Source organism: Mesorhizobium sp. CCNWLY176 (assembly GCF_037153935.1).
Classification (GTDB): Bacteria; Pseudomonadota; Alphaproteobacteria; order Rhizobiales; family Rhizobiaceae; genus Mesorhizobium_M; species Mesorhizobium_M zhangyense.
Genome location: NZ_JBBBDZ010000006.1, coordinates 129759 through 155553, shown reverse-complemented (window position 1 = coordinate 155553; position 25795 = coordinate 129759). Strand labels below are relative to the sequence as shown.

The following is a 25795-nucleotide window of genomic DNA, read 5'->3' as shown; positions in this document are numbered from 1 at the left end:
TTTTCAACACCTTGGACCAAAGTATGAGCATAATTCACGCAGCGTGACGTATTGCGCTGCAACAATTTCGCGCTACCTTGTAATAGGGCGCAAAAAGCTTCCGGACGGCTGTCTGGCCGGAGAAGGTTCTCGAATGTTCTATCAGTTTTATGAAATGAACCACGCGGCGCTTCAGCCGGCGAGAGCCTATGCCGACGCGGTGAAGATGTTCTATTCGAATCCGCTCAACCCGTTCTCACACACCCAATGGGGCAGGTCGATCGCAGCGACCGCCGAACTCTTCGAACGCACGACGCGCCGATACGGCAAGCCCCGTTTCGACCTTCCGCAGACGGTGGTGGACTGGAAAACCGTGCCGGTGACGGAAAAGATCGTCTGGTCGCGCCCTTTCTGCAATCTCCTGCATTTTGATCGTGCCTTGCCCGCTTCGCGCCGGCCGGACCAGAAGCTGCTTATCGTAGCGCCGATGTCGGGCCACTACGCGACTTTGCTGCGTGGCACGGTCGAAGCGATGATGCAGCATGCGGACGTCTACATCACCGACTGGACCGACGCGCGCATGGTGCCGGTGTCGGAAGGCAAGTTCGATCTCGATGACTACATCGATTACATCATCGATATGCTGCATGCGCTGGGTCCCGACACCCACGTCATGGCCGTTTGCCAGCCGTCGGTGCCGGTTCTGGCTGCCGCGGCGATCATGGAAGCGCGCGGCGATCGCTTCGCGCCGGCGACGATGACGCTCATGGGCGGGCCGATCGATACGCGCCGCAACCCCACCGCGGTCAATCTCCTGGCCGAGGAAAAGGGCATCGACTGGTTCCGCGACAACGTCATCATGCAGGTGCCGTGGCCGGTGCCCGGCTTCACCCGCGATGTCTATCCCGGCTTCCTTCAGCTTTCGGGCTTCATGAGCATGAATCTCGACCGGCATATCACCGCCCACAAGGACTTCTTCATGCACCTTGTGAAGAACGACGGCGACGGCGCCGAAAAGCACCGCGACTTCTATGACGAATATCTGGCGGTGATGGACCTGACCGCCGAATTCTACCTGCAGACCGTCGATACGGTGTTTGTCCGCCACGCCTTGCCCAAGGGCGAGATGACCCATCGCGGCGTTCCGGTCGACCCTGCTGCCATCCGCAATGTGGCGCTGCTGACGATCGAAGGCGAGAACGACGATATTTCGGGCCTGGGGCAGACCCAGGCGGCCCATGATCTTTGCGTCAACATCCCCGATGACATGCGCGCGCACTATATGCAGCCGGCTGTCGGTCACTATGGCGTGTTCAACGGTTCGCGCTTCCGCTCAGAGATCGTGCCGCGCATTGCCGATTTCATCAACAGCTATGGCCGGCAAAGCCGCGTGCCGCAGAAGCCGCGACTGGTACGCTCCGGCAAGTCCTGACCGCCATTGAGCGTAGGACGCAAGACAAGACCCTGTCCTTTTGATCAGGACAGGGATGCTTGTCGGTTCTGATATCCCGCGCTCGACCTATACGTGCAGGCCGATCTACCAATTTGCCTGAGGGCCGGGCCTTCTGTTGCAAAATCGTCGCTGTCCGGCCTCGTCGGTAACCATGAAGTCAATCATCCCTTCGCTGTAATTGACATTGACCCATCACGGACCTTAACGTTTTGTTAACAAACAGGGCGAACGGGACCGGGGCAATGAACTCCTCACCGAAAGCGTGGCGCGCATCCAGGCGTGTGGCATTGATGATCGGCTTGACGGCGACTGCATGGTCGATCTCGCCGGCTTTCGCGTCGTCGCCGATGGTCACCGGTGGTCTGACTTCGCAGCCGATCGGTCACTACGAATTCTGCAAGATCAATCCCTCCGAATGTTCCATACGCTCGCGCAACTCGGTTCCCGAACGCGTCACCGGGTCTCTCTGGAAGATGCTTGTTGCGGTCAATCTTGAGGTCAACCGGGCCGTTACGCCGATGAACGATTTTGACATCTACGGCAAGGACGAGGTCTGGGCCTATCCCGACAACGGCGTCGGCGATTGCGAGGACTACGTGCTCGAAAAGCGCCGGCAGCTAATCCACAAGGGTCTGTCGGTATCCAATCTGCTGATAACCGTCGTGCGCAAGCCGGACGGTGAAGGCCATGCGGTTCTGACCGTGCGAACCGACAAGGGTGACTTCGTCCTCGACAATCTGACGGATACCGTGCGCCAGTGGGACGAGACAGGCTATCGCTTCCTCAAGCGTCAGGCCAGCGATCATACCGGCCATTGGGTCACGATCCGTGAAGGCCAGGCACCGCTCGTCGGCGCGGTGCAATAACGACCGTCGCTCAAAACTGTGCACCGGTTTTGGGACAACGACATGTGTAAAAAATAAAAACTAAGGCGCGTCACGTTCTGTCAGGCCTTCACGGCAGGCACTTCTCCCTTCTACGCAGCCGCCTGTGCCAACCGGTCACCGGTCATCCGGTATGAAATAGCCTCCGCGAGATGAATACGGCCGACGGTTTCGCTGCCGTCGAGGTCGGCCAAAGTGCGCGCTACTTTCAACACGCGATGATAGGCGCGCGCCGAAAAGCCGAGCTTTTCACTTGCAACGTGCAACAGCGACAGGCCGGCTGCATCAGGTTTGGCTATCTCTTCGATGAGCGCGGTTGCGCAATGCGCATTGGTGAGCGACGCCGAAACCCCGGCACGCTCGAACCGGTCTCGCTGAATGGTGCGGGCGGTCGCCACGCGTGCCGCCACCGCGGCACTCTTTTCCGCCGCACCGGGCCGGATCAGGTCGCTCGCCGAAACCGCCGGCACTTCGATGCGCAGGTCGATCCGGTCGAGAAGCGGACCTGAAATCCGCGCCTGATAATCCGATTGGCAGCGCGGGCCGCGCGCGCAACGATAACCGGGCTCGCCGGCCATGCCGCAGCGGCACGGGTTCATCGCCGCGATCAGCTGGATGCGCGCCGGATAGGTGACACGATGATTGGCGCGCGCGATCATGCACTCGCCGGTCTCCAGCGGCTGGCGCAGCGCGTCGAGCGTCTGAGGCGAGAACTCCGGGAATTCGTCGAGGAACAGGACGCCGTTATGAGCGAGCGAAACCTCTCCGGGCCGCACCCGCAACCCGCCGCCGACCATCGCCGCCATCGATGCGGAATGGTGCGGCGCGCGAAAGGGCCGCCGGTCGGTCAGCCTGCCGCCCGCGAGCTCGCCGGCAACCGAGGCGATCATCGAGACTTCGAGCAGTTCCTTCGGCGCCAGCGGCGGCAGGATTGATGGCAGGCGCTGCGCGAGCATGGATTTTCCCGATCCGGGCGGCCCGACCATCATCAGATTGTGACCGCCTGCTGCTGCGACTTCCAGCGCACGTTTGGCGCTTTCCTGGCCCTTGATATCGGCAAGGTCCGGCAGGTCCGAAGCCGGCGCGTGGATACTCGCCTCCGGCCGCGACAGAACCTGCGTGCCACGGAAATGGTTGGCAATGGCGATCAGGCTTCGCGGTGCCAAGATGTCGATCTCCGAGCCTGCCCATGCCGCCTCCGGCCCTGAGGCGGCCGGACAGATCAGGCCCTTGCCTTCGGCATTGGCGGCCATCGCTGCCGGCAGCGCGCCGGACACCGCGGCGATCGTGCCGTCGAGCGACAATTCGCCAAGCACGACATAGCCGGAGAGCGCGTCGCCCGGGACGGCGCCAAGTGCCGCCATCAGGCCGAGCGCGATCGGCAGGTCGTAGTGGCTGCCTTCCTTCGGCAAATCTGCCGGTGCGAGATTGACGGTGACCTTCTTCGACGGCATCGACAGGCCGGATGCATGAAGGGCCGCCTGCACCCGCTCACGGCTTTCGGCCACCGCCTTGTCGCCCAGGCCGACGATATGCATGCCGACCTTCCCCGGTGCGACCATCACCTGCACGTCGACGGGAACCGCCTCGATGCCCTGGAATGCAACCGTGCGTATACGCGATACCATGCCGTCCCCCGACGCATGCGCGGGCATCGAATGCCCAGCCCAGTGATAACCCTGCGTCAGACAAGCATAGATTGTAGAGCAAATCAAGAACAAGACGGGAACAAAATTGCCGCGCAGATTGCAACCGGGTTGAGGCCGGTTGCAGCGCTGGAACATTCCGTGGCGTTTGCTGGGCGCGCAGCCTCAGCGCTTGGCTTCGACTGCGTCCCAGAAGAGTGCTGCGATATCCGCGCCGCCGAATTTCTTGACCTCGCGCACGCCGGTCGGTGAGGTGACGTTGATCTCGGTCATGTAGTCGCCGATCACGTCGATGCCGACGAGGATAAAGCCGCGTTCCTTGAGCGAAGGCCCGATGCGCGCGCAGATTTCACGCTCGCGTTCCGTCAGCTCGGTCTTTTCGGCGCGGCCGCCGACATGCATGTTCGAGCGGGAATCGTGCTCGGCCGGCACGCGGTTGATGGCGCCGACGGGCTCGCCGTCGATCAGGATGATGCGCTTGTCGCCCTTGCGCACATCCTTGAGATAGCGCTGGACGATGAAGGGTTCGCGGAACATCTGGCCAAACATTTCCAGCAGCGAGGCGAGGTTGCGGTCTGCCTCGAGCAGATGGAAGATGCCGGCGCCGCCATTGCCGTAAAGCGGCTTGACGATGATGTCGCCGAATTCCTTGCGGAAGGCCGCGACCTCAAGGGGGTCCTTGGTGATCAGCGTTTCCGGCATCAGGTCGGGAAACTCGGTGACGAAGATCTTTTCCGGGCTGTTGCGCACCCAGGCCGGATCGTTGACCACCAGCGTCTTGGGGTGAATGCGCTCCAGAATGTGCGTGGTGGTGATGTAGTTCATGTCGAAGGGCGGATCCTGCCGCAGCAGCACCACGTCCATTTCCGAGAGGTCGGTGCGCACGGGCTCGCCAAGCGTGAAGTGGTTGCCCTTCTCGTCGCGCACCTCCAGCGTTTCCAGCCGCGCGAACACCGTGCCGCCGATCATGGACAGCCGGTCAGGCGTATAATGGAACAGCTTGTGCCCGCGTCGCTGCGCCTCGAGCGAGAGCGCGAAACTGGTGTCGCCGGCAATGTTGACGGTGGAGATATGGTCCATCTGGACGGCGATGTTGAGCGGCATGAAGGCTTCTCCGGCGCTGCGGGCTTTTATCGTCGAGAGGATGTATAGCTTTGCCCGGCGTCTGCCAATGGCGACTTCGCTTCCTCCGACTGCCGGGACCTCACCTCACGCGAATGTCTCGGAATGTCATGACCGCGTTAACAGGACGCCAATCATTCTCGGCTAAGAAGCTGTGAGACGTGCCGAAGAGCACGCTTATCGAGGGTGGTCATGAACGCAGTCACGCCAATCCGTGCAGTTTCTGAAGATCAGATCGAGCTGACCATTCTCATGCCTTGTCTCAACGAGGCCGAAACGCTTGCGACCTGCATCGGCAAGGCGCAGCACTTTTTGCAGCAAGCCGGCGTCTCGGGCGAAGTTCTCATAGCCGACAATGGCAGCACCGACGGTTCGCAGCTCATCGCCACCAGTCTTGGCGCCCGGGTCGTGCCCGTTCAGGCGCGGGGCTACGGCGCAGCGATCCAGGGCGGCATAGCTGCTGCGCGCGGACGCTTCATCATCATGGGCGATGCCGACGATTCCTACGATTTCTGCGCGCTCGACGCTTTCGTGTCGCGTCTGCGTGACGATGCCGACCTGGTCATGGGAAACCGTTTTCAGGGCGGCATCGAAGCCGGCGCCATGCCGGTCCTGCACCGCTATCTCGGCAATCCCGTGCTGAGCTTCCTTGGCCGGCTGTTTTTCCGCATCAAGGCGGGAGATTTTCACTGCGGCCTGCGCGGCTTCAATGCGGAACGCATCCGGGAACTGGACCTCAAGACGGCGGGCATGGAATTCGCCAGCGAAATGGTGGTGCGCAGCGCGCTCGCCGGTTTGCGCATCGAGGAAGTGCCGACCACGCTGAAGCCGGACGGCCGCAGCCGCTCGCCACATCTCAAGACGTGGCGCGACGGCTGGCGTCATCTCAAATTCCTGCTGATGTACAATCCGCGCTGGCTGTTCTTCATTCCGGGCATGAGCCTCTGCGCACTTGGCCTGCTGCTTTCGACGCTGCTCTTCCTCGGCCCGTTGCAGGTCATTGACAATCTTTCGCTTGACCTCAACACCTTCGTCGCGGCGTGCTTCATGATCGTCGCCGGCGTCCAGCTCACCACCTTCGGCGTCCTGTCGCGATACTATGCCGACATCACCGGTATCCTGCCGGGGAATGCCCGCTCGGACTGGCTCACGCGCCATATCAGCACTGACCGGCTGGCACTCGGCGCGGGCGTCTGCCTGCTGGCTGGCCTGTCGTTCTTCGGCTATGCGACTTTGTCCTGGGCCAGCCTGAGTTTCGGGCCGCTCAACGACCCGGAAATCCCGCGCGTCGTGGTGTTCGGACTGACGCTGATCGTGATCGCGATGCAGGTGTTTTTCTCGGCCTTCCTGCTCGGCGTCCTGGAAATCCCGGTCATGCGCCGCAAATCCGGCGAAACCCTCGTCGCCGAGGCAGCAGCGCGCGCCCAAGCCTCCTGATGGTGGCGATGCTTCAAACGGCCTTTCGCCTGAGGTTCGTTCGTTTCGTCACGGTCGGCGTCGGCGCGGCCGCCCTGCTGCTCGTTCTATCCTATGTGCTGGCTTCCATCGGCCTGCCGCCTTTCGCGGCGGGTCTCATTGCCTATGCGGTGGCCTTCGTGGTCGCCTATTCTGCGCAGCGCGGCTGGACGTTTAGGGCCGCACACGGTCATGGCCACGCTTTGCCGCGCTATTTCGTCCTACAGGCCGGTTGCGCGCTGCTGTCGGGCGTGATCGCTCATATCGCGGTGGATCGCTTCCAGATGTCGCCACTGGCGATGTCGGTGCTCATCACGGTGGTCGCAAGCACGGTCAGCTATGTCGTCTCCTCGCTCTGGGTTTTCCCGGACAAGCCGGGCGGCAAACACTAGCTTTACCGTTTGTTGAACTGCGCGGATTAGGGTCACGTCGGGTTATGGGCGGGCTGTGAGCGAATGAGCGGATTGCATTCAACGATCGCGAAACGGGCGGCGCGTCTCTCGCCGGCGAGCAAGGATATCGCGCTGGCGCTGGGCGCGACACTGGTCGTCCTCGCCGTCAATGCCGCAACCGGTTTCAGGACATTGTCCAACCTCGGCGGTGACAATGACAGCCTGCTGCGGCTGGTTGAAGTTCGCGACATGCTCGGCGGTCAGGGCTGGTTCGATCTGCATCAGTATCGCATGGGGCCGGAAGGCGGTTTCGTCATGCACTGGTCTCGGCTGGTCGACGCGCCGATCGCCGCGATCATCCTCGCCGTTTCTGCCGTGACCGGCAGCGTGGCAATTGGCGAGACGGTCGCTCGCGTCCTTTGGCCGGCATTGCTCTATTGCGGCACGCTGTTCTTCATCCTGCGCGCCGCCCGTATTTTCGGTGGCGAAAGTGCCGTCCTGCCCTCGGTCATCATCGGTGCCGCGGCCCTTCATTTTCTCGGCATCTATCAGCCTGCCGCGCTCGATCATCACAACATCCAGCTCATGCTTGCCGCCGGCAGCCTTTGCCTGCTTCTCGAGGCGCCGGACAATCGGCCAGCCGCGGCAATGTCGGGTGTGTGCGCAGCACTGATGCTGGCGGTCGGCATGGAGACCGCACCCTATGTGGCGGTGATCGGCCTCTGCGTTGCAGGCCTGTTTCTTTTCGACGGCAACGACGAAAGGCATATCGCCCGTGATTTCGGGCTCGGCTTTGCCGTGGTGTCAGCTGCCGTATTCTTCGCCACGGTTCCGGCCTCTGGCTGGGGAGAAGCCCAATGCGACGCCTTTTCGGTCGTTCAATTCGCGCTGGCCGCCGTCGCCGGCCTGGGCCTTGCAGCCGTCGCTTCCCCTGATGTTTTCACGCGCACTCGCAGCCGTCGCCTCCTTGGCCTCTCATTGCTGGGTATTGGCGTCGGCGCGCTCTTGGTTCTGGCCTTTCCGCAATGCCTTTCCGCACCCTATTCCGGTCTTGATGCGCGACTTAAGGCAGACTGGCTCGACCATGTCTCCGAGGCGAAATCTCTGCTGGAACTTGTCGTCGAGGATCCCGCCTCCGTATTCGCCCGTTACGTCACGCCGTTGCTGGCAATCGGCTGGATGCTGCTGCGTCTTCGCCGTCAAGGTTGGCAGCGGCGGGATATCCTTGTCGGCGCGGTGCTGATCGCGGCCTTCATCGTCAGCGTGTGGCAGGTGCGCGGGTCGACATTCTCGATCGCCTTCGCTGTCATCCCGCTTTCCGCCTGGGTCGGAAATTGGCGTGAGCGGGCGGAAAGGAGCTCGTCCACCGCTGCGTCTCTCAGGATGGCCGCAGTATGGCTGGTCTCGCTCAATGCGAGCTGGACGACCGCCGCCGCCGCTGCCTCCGCCGTTCTCGAAGGCCAGTCGTCCAGGCCCGAGGCGCAGGTCGCCTCCGTTGCCGCCTGCCAGCGTGAAACGGATTTTGCCGTGCTTGCCGGCTTGCCGGCGACGACCGTGCTGGCGATCTCCAATCTGGGCTCGCCCATTCTGGCCTATAGCGGGCACCGTGTTTTCTCCGGCCCCTATCATCGCAACATCGAGGGAAACCTTCTTGCGCTGGATGCCCTGATGGGTTCACCCGATCAGGCTCGGACTATCGTCGAAGCGCACCATGTTGGCCTCGTCGCACTTTGCCGTGGCAACGACGAGAACAGGATTCTGACGGACCGTGCCCCCGACGGCCTGCTTGCCGGCATGATGAAGGGGGCAGTGCCGGACTGGCTTGAACCTGTTTCCGAAAGCACGGGCAAGCCGCTGGAACTCTACCGGGTGGTTCTGGATCGGTAGTTGTACTGCGCGATGGCTCTCGGCGTCGTCGTCCTCTCGATTCTCATGCGTCTTTTGCCGGCGAAATGCGGCTGCCCGCGATACGTTTCCTAAACGGTTTGCTGGCATTGTTGCGCGCAAATCACGAAAAGACTGCGGGGACCATGATGCAGCCGTCGTTCGGCTTTGACGAGACCAGGGAGAACACCGATCTTGCCTTTACCGACCCTTTGACCGGGCTCGGCAATCACCGGCGTTTTTTCGACAAGGTCGACAGGCTCATCAGCGACCGCGCTGACGACCCTGCGCCTTTTACGGTAGGCATCATCGATCTGGACGGGTTCAAGCCGATCAACGATCTTTTCGGCCACAAGGCCGGCGACGATATCCTCATCCAGGTCGGCATGCGCCTGCGTGCCGCCATGGACGGGCATTCGGCGGTCACGCGCATCGGCGCTGACGAGTTCGCGTTCCTCTATCCCATGGTGTTTTCGGAGGACGCCGCCGCCGAAAGGGCGAGGATGCTGATCGAGGTTCTTTCGGCGCCCTACGATGTCGGCGAGCGGACCGCCAGGCTGTCGGCCTCGGTCGGCTGCTCGCTTTTCTATTCGGGCGACGAGACGACCGAGATACTGGTCAACAAGGCCGAGACCGCGCTCTATCACGCCAAGCGCTCTGGCCGGGGCCGCGTCGTCGTCTATACGCGTGAAATGGAAGAGGCGGCCAAACGCGTCACCCGCATCGAGCAGGCACTGCGCCGCGCCGTTTCCGCTGGCGAAGTTGAGCCGCATTTCCAGCCGATCGTCGACCTGAAGACGCGGCGCGTCGTCGGTTTCGAAACGCTCGCCCGCTGGACCGACCGTGATCTCGGTTTCGTCTCGCCGGTCGTCTTCATTCCGATCGCCGAAGAGCGCGGCATCATCGGCCCGCTGTCGCAGCTGGTCCTGCGCAAGGCCACCGAAGCCGCCCGCAACTGGCCCGAAGAGCTGTTCCTGTCATTCAACCTGTCGCCGTCGCAGCTTGTCGACCAGAACACCGGCCTGCACATACTGGCCATTCTGGAACGAACCGGCTTCGATCCGCGCCGCCTCGAGATCGAGATCACCGAGACCGGCCTGATGACGGACCCGGCTTCCGCCGAGAAGATCGTCAACGATCTGCGCCGTTGCGGCATCCGCGTCTCGCTCGATGATTTCGGTACCGGCCAATCCTCGCTCGGCCGCCTGCGCGAGTTCCAGTTCGACAAGCTCAAGATCGACCGTGCTTTCGTGTCCTCGATACTGGAGGACAGGCCGTCCGAACACATCATCCGCGCCATACTCGCCATGTGCGAGGGGCTGGGCATGGATGTGGTGGCCGAAGGCATCGAGCAGGAGGCGCAGGCCAGTCGTCTCATCGAATTCGGCTGTGGCGGCGGGCAAGGCTATCTGTTCGGCAAGCCGGCAGATGCCGACGCCACGCTCGGCTATCTGCGCGATGCCTTTCGCGGTGCGCGGCGGGTCGGTGCTTAAACGTCACAGATGTAGCACCCAAGCCCGTAGCGTTCTGCAGGCATAGAATTCTCCTCTTGGCCTTCGCCGTCTCTTGGTGCATTCCATACGCCGACCGGGAGAGGTCGAGGGGGAGATGCCATGATGCCATCCGCGCAGTTTACCGATCTTCAGGGAACGTCTGTCCTGATCACCGGCGGTGGCTCCGGCATAGGTGCGGCGCTGACCGAGGGATTTGCGCGTCAGGGCGCCAAGGTGGCCTTTGTCGATATCGCCGAAGCGGCAAGCACGGTGCTGTGCGAGCATGTCGAAAAGAGCGCCGGCATTCGACCCTTGTTCATCAAGGCCGATCTGCGTGACATCGACGCCCTGCGCGCCGCCGTAGCGCAGGCAATCGAGGCGCACGGCCCGGTTACGACCCTGATCAACAACGCAGCCTTTGACGAGCGTCACGCCGTCGAGGATGTCACGGTCGACTACTGGGACAACAACCAGTCGATCAATCTGCGCCCGCATTTCTTCAGCGCGCAGGCTGTCGTGCCGGGCATGAAGGCGGCGGGCGGTGGCTCGATCATCAATTTCACCTCGACCTCGTTCCTCATCAATCATCCCGACATGCCGTCCTACACGGCGGCCAAGGCGGGCATTATCGGCTTGACCAAGGGGCTTGCCGGCCATCTCGGCCGGCATAACATCCGCGTCAACGCGGTGGCTCCCGGTTGGGTCATCACAGAGCGTCAGCGCGAATTGTGGGTGACCGATGAAGCGCTCGCCGCCCATGTCGCCAAGCAGAGCATCAAGCAGATCATGCAGCCCGAGGATATGGTCGGCACCTGCCTGTTCCTGGCCTCGGACGCTTCCCGCATGCTGACCGCACAAACATTGATCGTCGACGGAGGTTATCTGTAATGCCAAACCCGGCAATCGCCGCAGCCGATTGGGGCACATCGCATCTGCGCGTCTGGCTTCTGGATGCCGATGGCAATGCGCTTGCCGAGCGGCGCAGCGCCGAGGGACTGTTGGCAGTAAAGCCGGGCGGCTTTTCAGACGTACTTGAAAGCCATCTCGAAGCGATGGGCGCGCCGGCAACGCTCTCAGTGATCATCTGCGGCATGGCCGGCTCGCGTCAGGGCTGGATCGAGGCGCCCTATGTTTTCGTCCCGGCTTCCATCGGCGACATTCTCGCCGGTGCGGTAGCCGCACCCGGCGCGCGCCGCGATGTCCGCATCATTCCGGGCATTGCGCAGCGCGATGAAAGTGCGCCGGATGTCATGCGCGGCGAGGAGACCCAGCTTGCCGGCATCGCAGAGCTGTCGTCTGGAAATCATCTCGTCTGCATGCCGGGCACCCATTCGAAATGGGTCGAAACCAACGACGGCACCGTCTCCGGTTTCGGCAGCTGGCTGACTGGCGAGTTGTTTTCGCTGCTGTCGCGCCAGTCGATTCTTCGGCACTCGCTCGGCGAAAGCCCGGCTTCCGTTTCGCCGGACAACGCGACCTTCCGGCACTGGTGCGCAAATGCGCTGTCGGAGAGCGGCGATATCGGCGCGCATCTGTTTCGCATCCGCGCGTCGAGTTTGCTTCTCGACCTGTCGCCGCCCGATGCGGCGGCAGCCCTTTCCGGCCTGCTGATCGGCGCTGAGATCGCCTCGGCAGGAAGGCGCTTTGCCGGGGTAGGCGGTCCGGTTACGCTGGTTGCGTCGAGCAGCCTGGCGAAGCTCTATGAAGCGGCCTTGCACATGGCTGGCCGCGAGGTCCGCACCGTCGATGGCGATGCGGTGGTACGCGCCGGCCTGTTTGCAGCGGCAAGGCATAATGGCATGATTGGCAGCATCGGAACGCAGGCATGACGACACCATTTCCAGAACTCCGGCGCGGCCTTGTAGCCATCCTTCGCGGCTTGAAGCCGCAAGAGGCGGTCGATATCGGCAGCGCGATTTTCGAAGCCGGCATCGAGGCCATCGAAGTGCCGCTCAATTCGCCGGAGCCTTTCACCTCCATCGAAAGCCTGGTTGTGAAATTGCCGAAGGCATTGATCGGCGCCGGCACGGTGCTGACGCCACAGGATGTCGACCGGCTGCATGATGCCGGCGGGCGGCTTCTGGTCAGCCCCAACATTGATGCGGCCGTCATGAACCGCGCCAACCACCATGGGATGGTCACCATGCCCGGCATATTCACCCCGACCGAAGCCTTCCAGGCGATAAGCCTTGGCGCGTCGGCGCTGAAATTCTTCCCGGCAAGCGTGCTCGGGCCCGGCGGCATAGCGGCCATCAAGGCCGTCCTCCCGGCCCAGACCGTCGTCGGTGTCGTCGGCGGTGTTTCGGAGGTGGATTTCGCCGGCTACGCCAAGGTTGGCGTCCGCACCTTCGGGCTCGGCTCGAGCCTGTTCAAGCCGGGCATGATTGTGGCAGACGTTCGCGGCCGTGCGCATGCGGCCGTCAGCGCCTATGATGCCGTTTTCGGAGGAAAGCTCGATGGATGAAACCGGCGTCTCGATCCTGTCCGATCATGTCTGCCATCTCGGTGAAGGCCCGACCTACGACCCGGCCACCGACACGCTGTTCTGGTTCGATATTCTGGGCAAGAAGCTGCTCGAGAAGCGCGTCGCCGGCGGCGAGACGATTGTCCACGACCTGCCGGAGATGACGAGCGCGCTGGCTGTCATCAATGACGGTCATCAACTGCTGATGACCGAAACCGGGCTGAACATCCGCGACGTCCGGACCGGTGCGGTCACGCCGCATTTCGCCATCGAGGCGGACGATCCGTCGACCCGCTCCAATGATTCGCGCGTCCACCCATGCGGCGCGTTCTGGGTCAGCACGATGGGCAAAAAGGCCGAGCGCAAGGCCGGCTCGATCTACTGGTTCTTCAAGGGCGAATTCCGAAAACTGTTTCCCGACATTTCGATCCCGAATTCGATCTGCTTTTCGCCGGACGGGGCAACCGCCTATTACACCGACAGCAAGGAGAACATTCTCTACCGCGTCGGCTGCGATCCCGAGACCGGCCTGCCGGTCGGCGACCCCAAGGTGTTCTTCGACCATGGCCGCAAGAAGGGCGATCTCGACGGCTCCGTGGTCGACGCCGAGGGCGTGCTGTGGAACGCCCGCTGGGGCGCTGCCTGCGTCGATGCCTATTCGCCTGACGGCAAGCGCACCCGCACCATCGAGGTCGGTGCGCTGCAGCCTTCCTGCCCGGCCTTTGTCGGCGCGAATGCGGACCGCCTTGCCGTCACCACCGCTCAGGAGGGCATGGATGCGGCGGCGCGAAAGGCCGACCCGACGGCCGGCAAGACCTTGCTGCTGGACCTGCCGGTGAAAGGCCGTTTCGAGCCGCGCGTCCTGATCTGATAAGGGATTGCGCCGATGACCGTCCAGAAACTCGGCGTCTGCTACTATCCCGAACACTGGCCGGAGGAGCGCTGGGCGATCGACGCGCGCATGATGCGCGAAGCCGGCATCGGCCTTGTGCGCATCGGCGAATTTGCCTGGTCGCGGCTCGAACCGGAACCCGGCCGCTACGATTTCGACTGGCTCCGGCGCGCCATCGAGACATTGCACGGCGAGGGCCTGGGCATCGTGCTCGGCACGCCGACAGCGACGCCGCCCAAATGGCTGGTCGATTCCATGCCCGATATGCTGGCGGTCGATGCCGAAGGCCGCGTTCGCGGCTTTGGTTCGCGCCGGCACTACTGCTTCAGCCATCTTCCCTACCGCGCCGAATGCGCCCGCATCGTCACCGCACTTGCCGAGCGCTTCGGCGCTCATCCCGGCATCGTCGCCTGGCAGACCGACAATGAATATGGCTGCCACGATACGGTGCTCAGCTATTCCAGCACAGCCCTTGCCGGCTTTCGCGACTGGCTGTCGCGAAAATACCAGTCGCCGCAGGCGCTGAACCGGGCGTGGGGCACCGTGTTCTGGTCGATGGAATATCGTTCCTTCGACGAGATCGAACTGCCCAATCTCGCCGTCACCGAAGCGGCTCCGGCGCACCGGCTGGATTTCCGGCGCTATGCGTCGGAACAGGTGGTGGCCTTCAACCGGCTCCAGACCGACATCATCAGAAAGCACTCGCCGGGCCGCACGATCCTGCACAATTTCATGGGCGGCTTCACCGGCTTCGACCATTTTGCCCTGTGTGCCGATCTCGATGCCGCTTCGTGGGATTCCTATCCGCTCGGCTTTCTCGAAAACAGCTCCGATCCAGAGCGCAGGCAGCGCTACATGCGCGTCGGCGATCTCGATTTCCAGGCCTTCAACCACGATCTCTATCGTGCCTGCGGGCGTGGCCGCTGGTGGGTCATGGAGCAGCAGCCTGGCCCGGTGAACTGGGCGGCCCACAATCCCGCGCCTGCGCCGGGAGCCATTCGCCTGTGGGCGTGGGAGGCCTTTGCGGCCGGTGCCGAGGTGGTCAGCTATTTCCGCTGGCGCCAGGCGCCCTTCGGGCAGGAGCAGATGCATGAGGGTCTGCTGCTGCCGGATGCGACGCCCAACGAAGCCTTTCATGTCGTGCGCGCGGTTTCGCGCGAGCTGGAAAATCTGGACGCCAAAGTCGAGACGACGTCGGCACAGGTCGCTATCGTCTTCGACTATGAAAGCGCCTGGGCCTGGTCGATCCAGCCGCAAGGAAAATCCTTTTCCTACGGGCGCCTGATCCTGCTTTTCTACCGTGCCCTGCGCGCCCTCGGCATTTCCGTCGATATCGTGCCGGCACGGCCCGACGCGGTGCAAGGCTACAGGCTCGTTCTCCTGCCCGGTCTGTTCTCGGTGTTGGGAGAACTTGCCGCAGCCCTCGGGACCGATGGCCAGATCGTGCTTGCCGGCCCGCGAACCGGGTCGCGCACACCCGACTTCCGCATTCCAGATACGCTGCCGCCGGGCGAGGGCCTGCAAAGTTGCATTCCGGTAAAGGTCAGGCGCTCGGAAACGTTCGAACCGCCTTTCGCGATTGCCATCGAGGAGCCTGCCAATGTCTCGGCCTTCGAGACCTGGCGCGAGTTCATCGTCGCCGGCGAGGGCGTGTGCGTCATCGACAGGACGCAGGACCACGAGATTGCCTTGTGCTGCGACGGCGGCGGCGCCTTCCACTATCTCGCCGGCCAGCCCAACGCCGCCTATGCCGCGCGCGTGGTTGAATATCTGTGCGGCAAGGCCGGCATCGCCATCCAGCGCCTGCCGCGCGACATCCGCATCCGCGACAACGGCCCGATGCGCTACATCTTCAATTACGGCCCGGAGCCGGTCGATATAAGCCAGTGGACGGACGGGAAATCGCTGCTGCTTGGCAGTGAATTGCTGGAGCCATACGGCGTGGCGGTGTTCAGGCGCGAGTAGGTGCGGCGCTTCAACATCGTCGTCACACCCACTGTCACGCCAGCGCCCCGCTGAGGTCGATTTCGCGCAAGCCGTTTTCCGGGGCGGTGCGATTCTCGGGCGGCACACATCCTGCAGGGACCACTCCAAAAATGCCCGACCAGACGCCGACGCTGATCTTCATCTACGAGCCCGAAAAGGCCTGCTTCGACCGGCTGGTGGCCGACGGGTTTCCGACCGCGCGGGCGGCGGAGATTTCGTCTTATCTGGCGCAGTCGACCGATATCGCGCCGGAATTCGGTGCGATGGAAGCGGCTTGCGTCCGACGCGGCCTGCGCTTCGAACCCGTTGCATTGGACGATGCGGCGACGGCACTTGCCGGGCGCGATCCCAAAAACACGCTGGTGTGGACGATCAGCGACGGCGTCGCCTATTTCCGTGGCAGTGCTGGCCCCGCTCTGGCGCGGTTGAACGGCCTGCCGACGCTCGGCTCGGACGATTCGCTGTTTGCGCTCTGCCAGGACAAGTTCCGATCCGGCGCGGTGCTTGCAGCGCTCGACATGCCGGTGCCGCAGGCAGGGCTGGCGCGCGACGGGCGCTGGCTGGTCGAACCGCCGGCCTCGGCTTCGGGCTATTTCGTCAAGCCGAACCGCCTGGGCGCCAAGATCGGCATTTATGCCGACTCGCGCTGCGAGACTGCCGGCCATGCGCTGGAACTCAGCCGCCGCGTCTTTGCCGCCTACCGCGACGATGTGATCGTCCAGCCCTATGTTGCGGGCCGCAATGTGCGGCTGAGCTTTCTCGGGCTGACACCCGATGCAGGTGCAGAGGCGCTGGGCATTTTCTTCGTCGATTCAGGCGGCGATTTCCAGACCATGGAAGACAGCCTCGCGCTCTATGGCGAGACCGGCGCGGAAGCGAGGGTCGCAGGCAGCTATGCCGAGCCGGAACTGGTGCCGGTTGTGGCAAGCCAGCCGGTTGCGGCGCAGCGCATTCGCCTGATCGCCACGCAGCTGATGCAGGCGCTCGGCCTGCGCGATGTGTTCTCGATGGATTTTCGCGTGGAAGTGGACGACACCGTCCACCTCATCGAATTCGAAGTCTGCCCCGGCCTGCCTTGTTTCGATTTCCGCGCCTATTGCAGGGCGCAGTGGGGGCTCGAACTGGCCGAGGCGATCGCCGCGACTGCGGCGAGCCGGTTTCAGGCCTTGGCCATACAAACAGCGGTGTGACCCGAGCCGATGAAGCCGAGGCTCCTCGCTGCGGCCTTGGAGACGTCGAGCACGCGGCCCTTGATGAACGGTCCGCGATCGTTGATGCGCACGATGACGCTGCGGCCATTGTTCTTGTTGGTGACGCGCAGCTTGGTGCCGAAGGGCAGGCTGCGATGCGCGGCGGTCATGGCGGAGGGGTTCATGCGCTCACCGGATGCGGTCTTGGAGGTGAGGGCGTACCAGGAAGCGCGGCCGCACTGGGCCGAGGCGGTTCCGGCGGAAGCGGCGACCATCAGGCCGGCCGTCATCGTTACCGCGCAGATCGCGGTTCTAGTGATCTTCATCTTTCGGGGAGGGCTCCAAGGTTGGACATGCCCTGAGCCGGTAGGAGCCAAATGTGGCAGCAAATGCGGCAAACCTCCGGCAGCTTTGTGACGGAGGAACAACTTTAGAGTCCTGAGGTAATATATTGTCAGGATTTCAGGCGCGATTTTGCTGATCTGGCCTGATTTCCGATAACCTTATCTTAAGCTTGTTGACTGGCCGACTGCCCTTTCAGGACAATGCTTCCTCTTCCCGCCGACCTGCCTGCCGCGCCACCGCCCAGCCCAAAATCGCCGCGCACAAAAGCACCGCCGCTGCAATCAGGAAGGACGCGCCGGGATAGGGCAGCCAGGAGCCGTCGCGCAAGGTGAGGGCATAGACAGCGCCGAAGAACAGCGGCGAGGCGACGCCGGCGATGCTGGCGACGCTCATATTGGCACCCTGGAGCTGGCCTTGTTCCGACTCCGAAACACGCCGCGTCATCAGCGATTGCAGCGTCGGCATGGTAAGGCCCCACAGCGCATTCGGGAACATCGCCAGCGTGAACAGCAGGCCGGTCGGCGCCAGCCCCATGCAGGCGATGCCGACGGCGCCGCCGAACAGGCCGAAGACCATGGTGGCGCGGTCGCCGAAGCGCTTGACCGCCGGGCCGACGAGCGCGCCCTGCACGATCATGTCGAGCACGCCGACCATCGCCAGCAGCACGCCGACCTCCCAGGCGTGCCAGCCATAGCGATAGGCGGCATAGAGCACGAAGACGGCGGAAAAGACGTGGTGGGCGAAGTGCAGCAGGAAGGTCACGAAGGCCAGCCCCAGCAGTTCGGTATGCGAGCGCAGCAGCATCATCGCGCCGAAGGGATTGGCGCGTTTCCAGGAGAACTGCATGCGCTTGGCCGGGACAAGCGATTCCGGCAAGACGAACAGGCCGTAGAGGAAGGCGATGCCGCTCATGCCGGCTGCGAACCAGAAGGGCGCGCGCGGCGAAATCTCGCCTAGCACGCCGCCGAGCAGGGGGCCGGCGACGAAGCCGGCGCTGAAGGCTGCGCCGATCAGGCCATAGCCGCGGGCGCGCTCCTCCGGTGCTGTGATGTCGGCCATATAGGCGAAGACCGTGGTGAAGCTCGACGAGGTGATGCCGGCGATGATGCGGCCGAGCGCCAGCCACCACAGGTTTGGCGCGACCGCCATCAGCACGTAGTCGGCGGCGAGCCCAACGGTGGAGAGCAGGATCACCGGCCGCCGGCCGTAGCGATCCGACAGCGAGCCGATGATCGGCGAGGCGACGAACTGCATGCCGGCCCATAGCGCCACGAAGACGCCGTTGATCCATCCGGCCTCGGCATTCGAACCGACGAATTCCTCGATCAGCGAGGGCAGCACCGGAATGATGATGCCCATCGCCACGATGTCGAGCACCGCGGTGACGAGAATGAAGGCGATTGCCGCCTGGCGGCGCGAGCCGGAGAGGACTGTCATGATGGTTGCTCGATTGGGAGCGGATTTATAGGGGGCGCTTCAATTCTCGGCCATCCCGCAGGGGAAAATGTCCTGACAGGATGTGGCAGTTTGGTTGAAGCTGTTGCAGGAAACGCGCGACGATTGTGCTTTGTGGCCGAAACCATTGGGCCACAGGCGGGACTCTTGAGCGCCACGGCGAGGTCTGTGATAGCCACGCCATTTGAACCTTGCTTTATGCGTCTTTAGCTAAAGAGCAGGTCGCGAGCGCCGCAACGATGCTTGCGTCGTCGACCTCAACAGCCGTCACCAAAGGAGATAAAAGATGCTGCGCAAGACAGATTTCTTCATCGATGGAAAATGGACGGCTCCGGTCGCGCCCAGGGAACTGGAGGTCATCAACCCGGCCGACGAGCAGGCCTTTGCCGTCATATCGCTCGGTTCTTCGGCCGATGTCGACAAGGCCGTCGCCGCTGCGCGCAAGGCGTTCGACAGTTGGAGCCGCACCAGCCGCGAAGAGCGCGTCGAATATCTGGAAAGGCTGCTCGAAGCCTACAAGAAGCGCTTGCCCGACATGGCCGGCGCCATCTCCTCGGAAATGGGCGCGCCGATCAAGCTCGCGACCGAATCCCAGGCAGCCGTCGGCGTCAGCCACATCAAGAGCTTCATCCGCACGCTGAAGAATTTCGACTTCGAGCACCGGCTGAGCGATGTCGCCCCCAACGACCGCATCGTCCATGAGCCGATCGGCGTCTGCGGCCTGATCACGCCGTGGAACTGGCCGATGAACCAGGTGACGCTGAAGGTCGTGCCGGCCATCGCCGCCGGTTGCACCGTGGTGCTGAAGCCATCGGAAATCGCGCCGATGTCGTCGATCGTTTTTGCCGAGATGATGGAGGAAGCAGGCTTCCCCGCCGGCGTCTTCAACATGGTCAATGGCGACGGCCCGACGGTGGGCGAGGCGATGTCGCGCCATCCCGGCATCGACATGATGTCATTCACCGGCTCCACCCGCGCCGGCATCGCCGTCACCAAGGCTGCGGCCGAGACGGTCAAGCGAGTGACGCTGGAACTCGGCGGCAAGTCGCCCAACATCGTCTTCGCCGACAGCGACCTCCAGGCTGCCGTGCATCGCGGCCTTGCCCATTGCTTCGAAAACACCGGCCAGTCCTGCAACGCGCCGACCCGCATGCTGGTCGAGCGCTCGGTCTATGACCGCGCCGTCGAAGTCGCGGCCGACTTTGCCAAGAACGCCAAGGTCGGCAACCCGACCGACGACGGCGATCATATCGGCCCGGTCGTCTCGGAAGCGCAGTTCGACAAGATCCAGGGCCTGATCGATGTCGGCATCAAGGAAGGCGCGCGGCTTGTCGCCGGCGGCCTCGGTCGTCCGGAAGGTTTCAACCGCGGCTATTTCGTGCGCCCGACCGTCTTTGCCGACGTGTCGAACGACATGCGCATCGCCCAGGAAGAAGTGTTCGGCCCGGTGCTGACGATGATCCCCTTCGACAGCGAGGAAGACGCCATCGCCATCGCCAACGACACGCCCTATGGCCTGTCGAGCTACATCCAGACCGGTGACGAGGAAAAGGCCCATCGCGTCGCGCGCCGCCTGCGCGCCGGCATGGTGCAGATCAACGGCGCCTCGCGCGGCTCGGGCAGCCCGTTCGGCGGCTACAAGCAGTCGGGCCTCGGCCGGGAAGGCGGCAAATGGGGTCTCGAGGACTTTCTCGAGGTCAAGGCCGTTTCCGGCTGGGGCGCTCAGGAAACCTGATTGCGTTGGTTGGATGACATTGGAAATGCCCCGTTTTTGCGGGGCATTTTTCTTTGGGGCTGCGAAGGTGGTTAGGGTGTTCCCCTCTCCGTCGCGCTTCGCGCGCCACCTCTCCCCCGCCTTGCGGGGGCGAGGAACCCAAGTCCTGGAATGTCTCGGCCTCTACGGGTGCCGGTTCCTCGCCCCGCTTGCGGGGAGAGGTGGCTCGGCGAAGCCGAGACGGAGAGGGGGCTTATCACCACACCGCAGTCCGCCGAAAAAACCTACCCTTCTCCACCCCGCCGCAAATACGCCTCGATAATCTCGCGCATGCGCCGGCTGTCAAAACTCGGCCCATGCCCGCCGTGGCCGATGCTGACCGGCAGCGTTTTCAGGCGCTCCATCGTCTGGCGATAGACGGCGCGGTCGGAGTTGGGCATGTCGTCGAGAAGCTGGTCGTCATAGATGGCGTCGCCGCCGAAGAACAGGCCGCTTTTCTCGTCGATGAGGCCGATGCCGTCGGGCGAGTGACCGGGAAGCTCCAGCACGGTGAAAGAGCGGTCGCCGAGATCGATCACGTCGCCTTCGGTGAGGATGCGGGTGAGCGGTGCGGGCGTCAGTTGGTAGTCGGCGGGCGTCCAGCCCAGCGACGGCAGCGCACTGACGGCATCTTCCAGATGGCGGAATTCGTGCGCGTAGGTCAGCGCGTCCGGCATGGTGGCGAAGGCCGCAGCCGACTCGGCCGGGCCGAGGCGGTGCTCGAACTCGCAGAGCGCGCCGACATGATCGAGATGGATGTGGGTTGCCAGCGCCAGGACCGGCTTGCCGGGCGTCAGGTCGAGCGCGGGTTTGAGCGGCCGCAGGCCCATGCCGGCATCGACCAGCAGGTCGGCGTCCCTGCCCCTGACGAGCCAGATATTGGCGGCGAAATAGGGATGGACGAAAGGCTCTTCGAAGCGCGTGACGGCGCTGTCGACCACGGTCTTCCTGAACCACTGTCCTGCCGGTGCAAGTTCCATTTCAGCCCCGCGACCGTTGAAATTCAGATGGTGGCCTGCGCTTCCTTCTGCGCTTCGGTGAAGGCGGCTTTCAGGGCATCGGCTCCGGCGGCGACCGTCTCGGCATTCGGCGAGAAGCCTGCGCCGAGCATCTTGCGTCCGAGCATATGGTCGCCCGCCCGGTTGACCGACTCGATCGCGATCAGCTGGTCGCCGGCATAATGGTAGACCGAGAACTTGTTGTCGGCCAGATCGCCGACGACGAGATTGCGGTCGCTGGCCGAGGCCAGTCCGACCATCTGCAGCTTCATGTCGCCGATATCCGACCAGAACCACGGCACGCTCCGGTAAGGGTCCGAATGGCCGGTGATGGTGCGGGCGGCGAGCCTTGCATGGTCGGTGGCGTTCTGCACCGATTCCAGCCGCACATCACTGCGGGAAAACCAGTGGCGGTAGCTGGCAGCATCGCCGATGGCGAGGATTTCGGGCTGCGACGAGCGCAGCTGGCCGTCGACACGAATGCCGTTTGCAGTGGCGATGCCTGCGGCGTCGGCGAGTTCGACATTGGGCACGACGCCGACACCGACGACGACCATGCGCGCCGGCAGACGCTCGCCGGCGGAGGTGACGGCGGCGCTGACATGGCCGTTGTCACCTTCAAGCCGGTCGATGGTGGTGTTGGTCAGGATGCGGATGCCGGAGGCTTCCAGCCGCTGGCGCACATGCGCCGAGATTGCCGGGGCCACGGCACGGCCAAGCAGCCGGTCCTGTGCTTCGACCACGGTGACGCGCCGTCCGCCGAGCGCCAGTGTGGCTGCGATCTCAAGGCCGATGAAGCCGCCGCCGAGAACGGCGACATCCTCGACACCGGCGCTGCGTTCGCGGATGGCGCGGGCATCGGCAATGGAGCGCAGCGACAGCACGCCGCCGAGGTCCGAGCCGTTGAGCTTCAGGATGCGCGGTCGCGAGCCGGTCGCCAGGATCGCATGGTCGAAGGCGATCTTTTCGCCGCCGGCAAGATCGAGGCGCTTGGCCGCAAGGTCGATCCGCTCGACGCTCTTGCCGAGCCTGAGATCGATCCTGCCATTGGCGTAGAAGATTTCGGCACGCAGCACCTGCGGCTGGGCCTGCTCGTCCTTGATGAAGGTCTTGGACAGAGGCGGCTTGTGATACGGCAATTCGTTTTCGTCGCCGATCAACGTCACCGGCCCGTCATAGCCTTCGTCGCGCAGGCTGGCTGCCGCCTGCACTCCGCCATGACCCGCACCGACAATGACAACGCCGTTTTTCATGAATCTTGGTTCCGGATACAGAATAGGCTTGCGCCACGCCCCCAATCCGTCCCGAACCGACCGGGAAAGCGGCTTCTGGGTCGCACCTGGAATATGGCGGTGTCAAGCATTCCGCTCCACGACCACTTGGACCAGTTGCGTTCCCCGGAAGAATACAAGCGGTGCGATAAACTTGATGCTTCTAGTTTAGAATAGTTCTAAGTTATTGATTTATAGTCGTTTTCGATGAAAATCTGTTGACTTTTCTGCACTCCGGCGTTTTATGGCACCGTGCCGATGGTGGCATATCCCTTTGATGTTTGGGCCTTGAACCCGTTCGATTGGAGGACTTTGGTGTCTGTTTCTTTTTGTCCGCGCCCCGGTGCGGCTCGCCCGCAGCCCGCGTCGTTCAGCATGAGAACTTGCTGATGTCGTTGAGGATTCCCGATTTCGACGCACATGACGGCTGCTATTTCGAGCGCGTTCCCGAAAAGCTTGTGCTTGAGGGCTATCGCCGCTGGATGGCCGGCTTCGAGACCGGCTCGGTAGCGCCCTGGGAGCTTACCTTCACGCTCTATACCGAGCTTCTCGGCGGCGTCGAAGGCCGTCGCGCGCTCGGCGAGCTTTCGCATTATGTGCGCACGCTGCGGCAATGCGCTGCCTGCCCGCTGCGCAGCTTTCCCTTCGGCGCCCACCATATCTGCCGCGACGAATGCATGACGCTCGGCCTTATTGCTGCCATCCAGCACAACGATGACGGCGCCGCGCGCGCCTGTCTCGGTGCAATGGCGTGTACGCCACTGCACGGGCCGATCGGCGAGGCGGCGGCAAGCTTTGCCGAAATACTGTCGGGCTTGCAGCAATTCCTTCTGCCCATTCCGCAAGGCGCAATCGAAGACGTCCTGTCGCGTGCCGCGCCCCGCGCCACCGTTCACTGAGGAGAATGACATGAAAGCCACAATGGTGACGACGCGCAAAAGCGGGCGACTGGCGGCAATCGCGGCAACGGCGGCGCTTACGGCGGCGGTCTTCGTCCTGCCGGCCAAGGCAGAAACCGACGCCAAGGCTGTCGTTGCCAGCTATGCCGATATCGGGCTTGCCAAATACGAGGATTCGCTGACCACGGCCAAGGCGCTCGACGAGGCGGTTTCCGCGCTCATCGCCAAGCCTTCGGCCGAGACGCTGGAAGCTGCCCGCACCGCGTGGAAGGCTGCGCGCATCCCCTACCAGCAGACCGAGGTCTACCGCTTCGGCAACCCGATCGTCGATGACTGGGAAGGCCGCGTGAACTCCTGGCCGCTGGACGAAGGGCTGATCGACTATGTCGACAAGAGCTACGGCACCGAGTCGGACGAGAACACGCTCTACACGGCCAATGTGATCGCCAACAAGGAAATCGAGATCAACGGCCAGAAGGTGGACGCCACCAACCTCACCCCGGAATTCCTGTCGGGCAAACTGCAGGAAGCCGGCGACATCGAGGCCAACGTCGCCACCGGCTATCACGCCATCGAATTCCTGCTCTGGGGCCAGGACCTGAACGGCACCGGCCCCGGCGCCGGCAACCGCCCCTACACCGACTACGACACCGCCAATTGCACCGGCGGCAATTGCGACCGCCGCGCGCAGTACCTGTCGTCGGCCGCAAAACTGCTGGTCAGCGACCTTGAAGAGATGGTCGGCAACTGGGGTCCGGACGGCGAAGCCCGCAAGACGCTTGTCGATGGACAGGCCAATGCCGGCATCTCGGTCATCCTCACCGGCATGGGTTCGCTCTCCTACGGCGAACTGGCCGGCGAGCGCATGAAGCTCGGCCTGTTGCTGCACGACCCGGAAGAGGAGCATGACTGCTTCTCCGACAACACCCATATCTCGCATCTCTATGACGCCGTCGGCATCCGCGACGCCTATTTCGGCAAGTACAAGCGCATCGACGGCACGGTCGTCGAAGGCCCCTCGGTTCAGGCGCTGGTGAAGGCTGCCGATCCGGCCGTGGATGCGGAGCTTTCGGCCAAGCTGGACGTGACCGTGGCCGACATGGAAGCCATCGCCAAGGCAGCCGAAGGCGGCGAGGCCTATGACCAGCAGATCGGCGAAGGCAACACCGAGGGCAATGCCCGCGTGCAGAAGGCCATCGACGCGCTGGTCGATCAGACCAAGTCGATCGAGCGCGCGGTTGCCGTGCTCAAGCTCGATTCGATCGCGTTCGAAGGCTCGGACAGCCTCGATTCGCCCGACAAGGTGTTCAAGTAAGCCCTGCGGGGTCCCGGCGATGATCCAGCAAAGCCGAAGCCGGTTTTTGGGAAAGATCATGGTCAAACGGAAGAAAGTTCAACAGCCAAACGGCGCCAAGCCGCCGTCAGCCACCAGAGCAAAGCATGCTTGTATGCCATTGTAACCTGATTACCGAGAAGGAGATCGAGGAGGCGATCATCGCCCTTCTGGATGAAAACCCCTGGCACCTCATCGTGCCGGCGAAGGTCTATCATTCTCTGCAAAAGCGCGGACGCTGTTGCGGCTGCTTCCCAAATGTGGTGGAAACGATCATTCGGGTCACCGAACACTACCATTCCCGTTCGGAGGCGAACGAAATGGACATCGTTTCACACCTGGACCGCGTGCGAGGTCTGCGCGGCCAATTTGGGAGCAGGAGCCATGAAGGGCGAAAAACAGGTCATCGAGCGGCTTAACGAGGCGCTTTTTCTGGAGCTGGGCGCCGTCAACCAGTACTGGCTGCACTACCGCCTGCTCGACGACTGGGGTTACAAGAAGCTCGCGAAGAAGGAACGCGAGGAATCGATCGAGGAAATGCACCACGCCGACAAGATCATCGAGCGCATCATCTTCCTCGAGGGCCATCCGAACCTTCAGTCGGTTGCGCCGCTGCGCATCGGGCAGAACGTCAAGGAAGTGCTGGAATCGGATCTTGCCGGCGAATATGACGCGCGGACGTCCTACAAGAAGTCCCGCGAAATCTGCCAGGACATAGGCGACTACGTGACCATGAAGATATTCGAGCAGCTGCTGACGGATGAGGAAGGTCACATCGACTTCCTCGAGACGCAGCTCGACCTTCTCGCCAAGATCGGCGAACAGAAGTACGGCCAGCTGAACGCAGCGTCGGCGGACGACGCGGAATAGGCATGAGACCATGCGGCGCGCCTACAATTTG

At 63.1% G+C, this 25795-nt stretch carries 23 protein-coding genes; 17 read left to right on the top strand and 6 right to left on the bottom strand.

From position 1 onward, the window contains the following. The first annotated feature begins 133 nt into the window (after positions 1-133). Together WBQ96_RS12465 and WBQ96_RS12460 are read left to right on the top strand one after the other, a co-directional pair. Complete coding sequence (locus WBQ96_RS12465) at positions 134-1411, top strand: polyhydroxyalkanoate depolymerase (protein WP_336550508.1); 1278 nt, start codon at positions 134-136, stop codon at positions 1409-1411. A gap of 263 nt (positions 1412-1674) precedes the next feature. After that, a complete protein-coding gene (locus WBQ96_RS12460; protein WP_442920823.1) occupies positions 1675-2298 on the top strand; it encodes a transglutaminase-like cysteine peptidase in 624 nt (207 codons plus the stop codon). Positions 2299-2408: 110 nt separating this feature from the next. Here the strand turns inward: WBQ96_RS12460 and WBQ96_RS12455 are convergent, their stop codons facing one another. Further along, positions 2409-3944 (bottom strand): YifB family Mg chelatase-like AAA ATPase, encoded by a 1536-nt coding sequence (locus WBQ96_RS12455; protein ID WP_336550510.1) that lies wholly within the window; start codon positions 3942-3944, stop codon positions 2409-2411. A 183-nt stretch (positions 3945-4127) separates the two neighbouring features. Then, entirely contained in the window at positions 4128-5066 is a 939-nt protein-coding gene (gene gshB / locus WBQ96_RS12450) for a glutathione synthase (RefSeq protein WP_336550512.1), read from the bottom strand. A gap of 210 nt (positions 5067-5276) precedes the next feature. Between gshB and WBQ96_RS12445 the strand changes: the two genes are divergently transcribed. The 10 genes from WBQ96_RS12445 to WBQ96_RS12400 all read left to right on the top strand — a co-directional run bounded on the left by WBQ96_RS12445 (position 5277) and on the right by WBQ96_RS12400 (position 16840). Further along, positions 5277-6521: a glycosyltransferase family 2 protein gene (locus WBQ96_RS12445; RefSeq protein ID WP_336550514.1), complete on the top strand. Its 1245-nt coding sequence runs from the start codon at positions 5277-5279 to the stop codon at positions 6519-6521. A gap of 8 nt (positions 6522-6529) precedes the next feature. Then, entirely contained in the window at positions 6530-6931 is a 402-nt protein-coding gene (locus WBQ96_RS12440; RefSeq protein WP_336550516.1) for a GtrA family protein, read from the top strand. 63 nt (positions 6932-6994) lie between these two features. Further along, positions 6995-8818 carry a GtrA family protein gene (locus WBQ96_RS12435; protein ID WP_336550518.1) on the top strand — a complete coding sequence of 608 codons (1824 nt, stop codon included), beginning with the start codon at positions 6995-6997 and terminating at the stop codon, positions 8816-8818. A 146-nt stretch (positions 8819-8964) separates the two neighbouring features. Further along, positions 8965-10308 carry a putative bifunctional diguanylate cyclase/phosphodiesterase gene (locus tag WBQ96_RS12430; protein WP_336550641.1) on the top strand — a complete coding sequence of 448 codons (1344 nt, stop codon included), beginning with the start codon at positions 8965-8967 and terminating at the stop codon, positions 10306-10308. A 120-nt stretch (positions 10309-10428) separates the two neighbouring features. Next, entirely contained in the window at positions 10429-11196 is a 768-nt protein-coding gene (locus WBQ96_RS12425; RefSeq protein ID WP_336550520.1) for an SDR family NAD(P)-dependent oxidoreductase, read from the top strand. Beyond that, positions 11196-12137 carry a 2-dehydro-3-deoxygalactonokinase gene (locus WBQ96_RS12420; RefSeq protein WP_336550522.1) on the top strand — a complete coding sequence of 314 codons (942 nt, stop codon included), beginning with the start codon at positions 11196-11198 and terminating at the stop codon, positions 12135-12137. Before WBQ96_RS12425 ends, WBQ96_RS12420 begins: the two co-directional genes overlap by 1 nt. Then, complete coding sequence (locus WBQ96_RS12415; protein WP_336550523.1) at positions 12134-12772, top strand: 2-dehydro-3-deoxy-6-phosphogalactonate aldolase; 639 nt, start codon at positions 12134-12136, stop codon at positions 12770-12772. Before WBQ96_RS12420 ends, WBQ96_RS12415 begins: the two co-directional genes overlap by 4 nt. Beyond that, positions 12765-13643, top strand: a complete 879-nt coding sequence (locus WBQ96_RS12410; RefSeq protein WP_336550525.1) for an SMP-30/gluconolactonase/LRE family protein — start codon at positions 12765-12767, stop codon at positions 13641-13643. Before WBQ96_RS12415 ends, WBQ96_RS12410 begins: the two co-directional genes overlap by 8 nt. Before the next feature lie 15 nt (positions 13644-13658). Further along, positions 13659-15629: a beta-galactosidase gene (locus WBQ96_RS12405; protein ID WP_336550527.1), complete on the top strand. Its 1971-nt coding sequence runs from the start codon at positions 13659-13661 to the stop codon at positions 15627-15629. Positions 15630-15760: 131 nt separating this feature from the next. Then, the gene (locus WBQ96_RS12400) at positions 15761-16840 is read left to right on the top strand and encodes a D-alanine:D-lactate ligase-like protein (protein ID WP_336550529.1); all 1080 of its coding nucleotides are present in this window, start codon (positions 15761-15763) and stop codon (positions 16838-16840) included. Here WBQ96_RS12400 and WBQ96_RS12395 read toward each other — a convergent pair. Together WBQ96_RS12395 and WBQ96_RS12390 are read right to left on the bottom strand one after the other, a co-directional pair. Beyond that, complete coding sequence (locus tag WBQ96_RS12395) at positions 16810-17166, bottom strand: septal ring lytic transglycosylase RlpA family protein (protein WP_091911700.1); 357 nt, start codon at positions 17164-17166, stop codon at positions 16810-16812. The genes WBQ96_RS12400 and WBQ96_RS12395 overlap by 31 nt on opposite strands. A gap of 211 nt (positions 17167-17377) precedes the next feature. Continuing rightward, a complete protein-coding gene (locus WBQ96_RS12390) occupies positions 17378-18622 on the bottom strand; it encodes a TCR/Tet family MFS transporter (RefSeq protein ID WP_336550531.1) in 1245 nt (414 codons plus the stop codon). Positions 18623-18926: 304 nt separating this feature from the next. Here WBQ96_RS12390 and WBQ96_RS12385 point away from each other — a divergent pair, with 304 nt between their 5' ends. Further along, a complete protein-coding gene (locus tag WBQ96_RS12385; protein ID WP_336550532.1) occupies positions 18927-20375 on the top strand; it encodes an aldehyde dehydrogenase family protein in 1449 nt (482 codons plus the stop codon). A 263-nt stretch (positions 20376-20638) separates the two neighbouring features. On the opposite strand, the gene WBQ96_RS12380 is transcribed toward WBQ96_RS12385, so the two are convergent. Beyond that, positions 20639-21373 carry an MBL fold metallo-hydrolase gene (locus WBQ96_RS12380; RefSeq protein ID WP_336550533.1) on the bottom strand — a complete coding sequence of 245 codons (735 nt, stop codon included), beginning with the start codon at positions 21371-21373 and terminating at the stop codon, positions 20639-20641. A gap of 23 nt (positions 21374-21396) precedes the next feature. Beyond that, complete coding sequence (locus WBQ96_RS12375) at positions 21397-22644, bottom strand: NAD(P)/FAD-dependent oxidoreductase (RefSeq protein ID WP_336550534.1); 1248 nt, start codon at positions 22642-22644, stop codon at positions 21397-21399. 407 nt (positions 22645-23051) lie between these two features. On the opposite strand from WBQ96_RS12375, the gene WBQ96_RS12370 reads away from it, so the two are divergent. The 4 genes from WBQ96_RS12370 to bfr all read left to right on the top strand — a co-directional run bounded on the left by WBQ96_RS12370 (position 23052) and on the right by bfr (position 25764). Next, on the top strand, positions 23052-23561 hold the full coding sequence (locus tag WBQ96_RS12370; protein WP_336550535.1) for a hypothetical protein: 510 nt from the start codon (positions 23052-23054) through the stop codon (positions 23559-23561). A gap of 10 nt (positions 23562-23571) precedes the next feature. Beyond that, complete coding sequence (locus tag WBQ96_RS12365) at positions 23572-24876, top strand: imelysin family protein (protein WP_442920824.1); 1305 nt, start codon at positions 23572-23574, stop codon at positions 24874-24876. Positions 24877-25001: 125 nt separating this feature from the next. Continuing rightward, a complete protein-coding gene (locus WBQ96_RS12360; protein WP_165120139.1) occupies positions 25002-25313 on the top strand; it encodes a (2Fe-2S)-binding protein in 312 nt (103 codons plus the stop codon). Beyond that, positions 25279-25764: a bacterioferritin gene (gene bfr / locus WBQ96_RS12355; RefSeq protein WP_165120138.1), complete on the top strand. Its 486-nt coding sequence runs from the start codon at positions 25279-25281 to the stop codon at positions 25762-25764. Before WBQ96_RS12360 ends, bfr begins: the two co-directional genes overlap by 35 nt. The last annotated feature ends 31 nt before the right edge of the window (positions 25765-25795 follow it).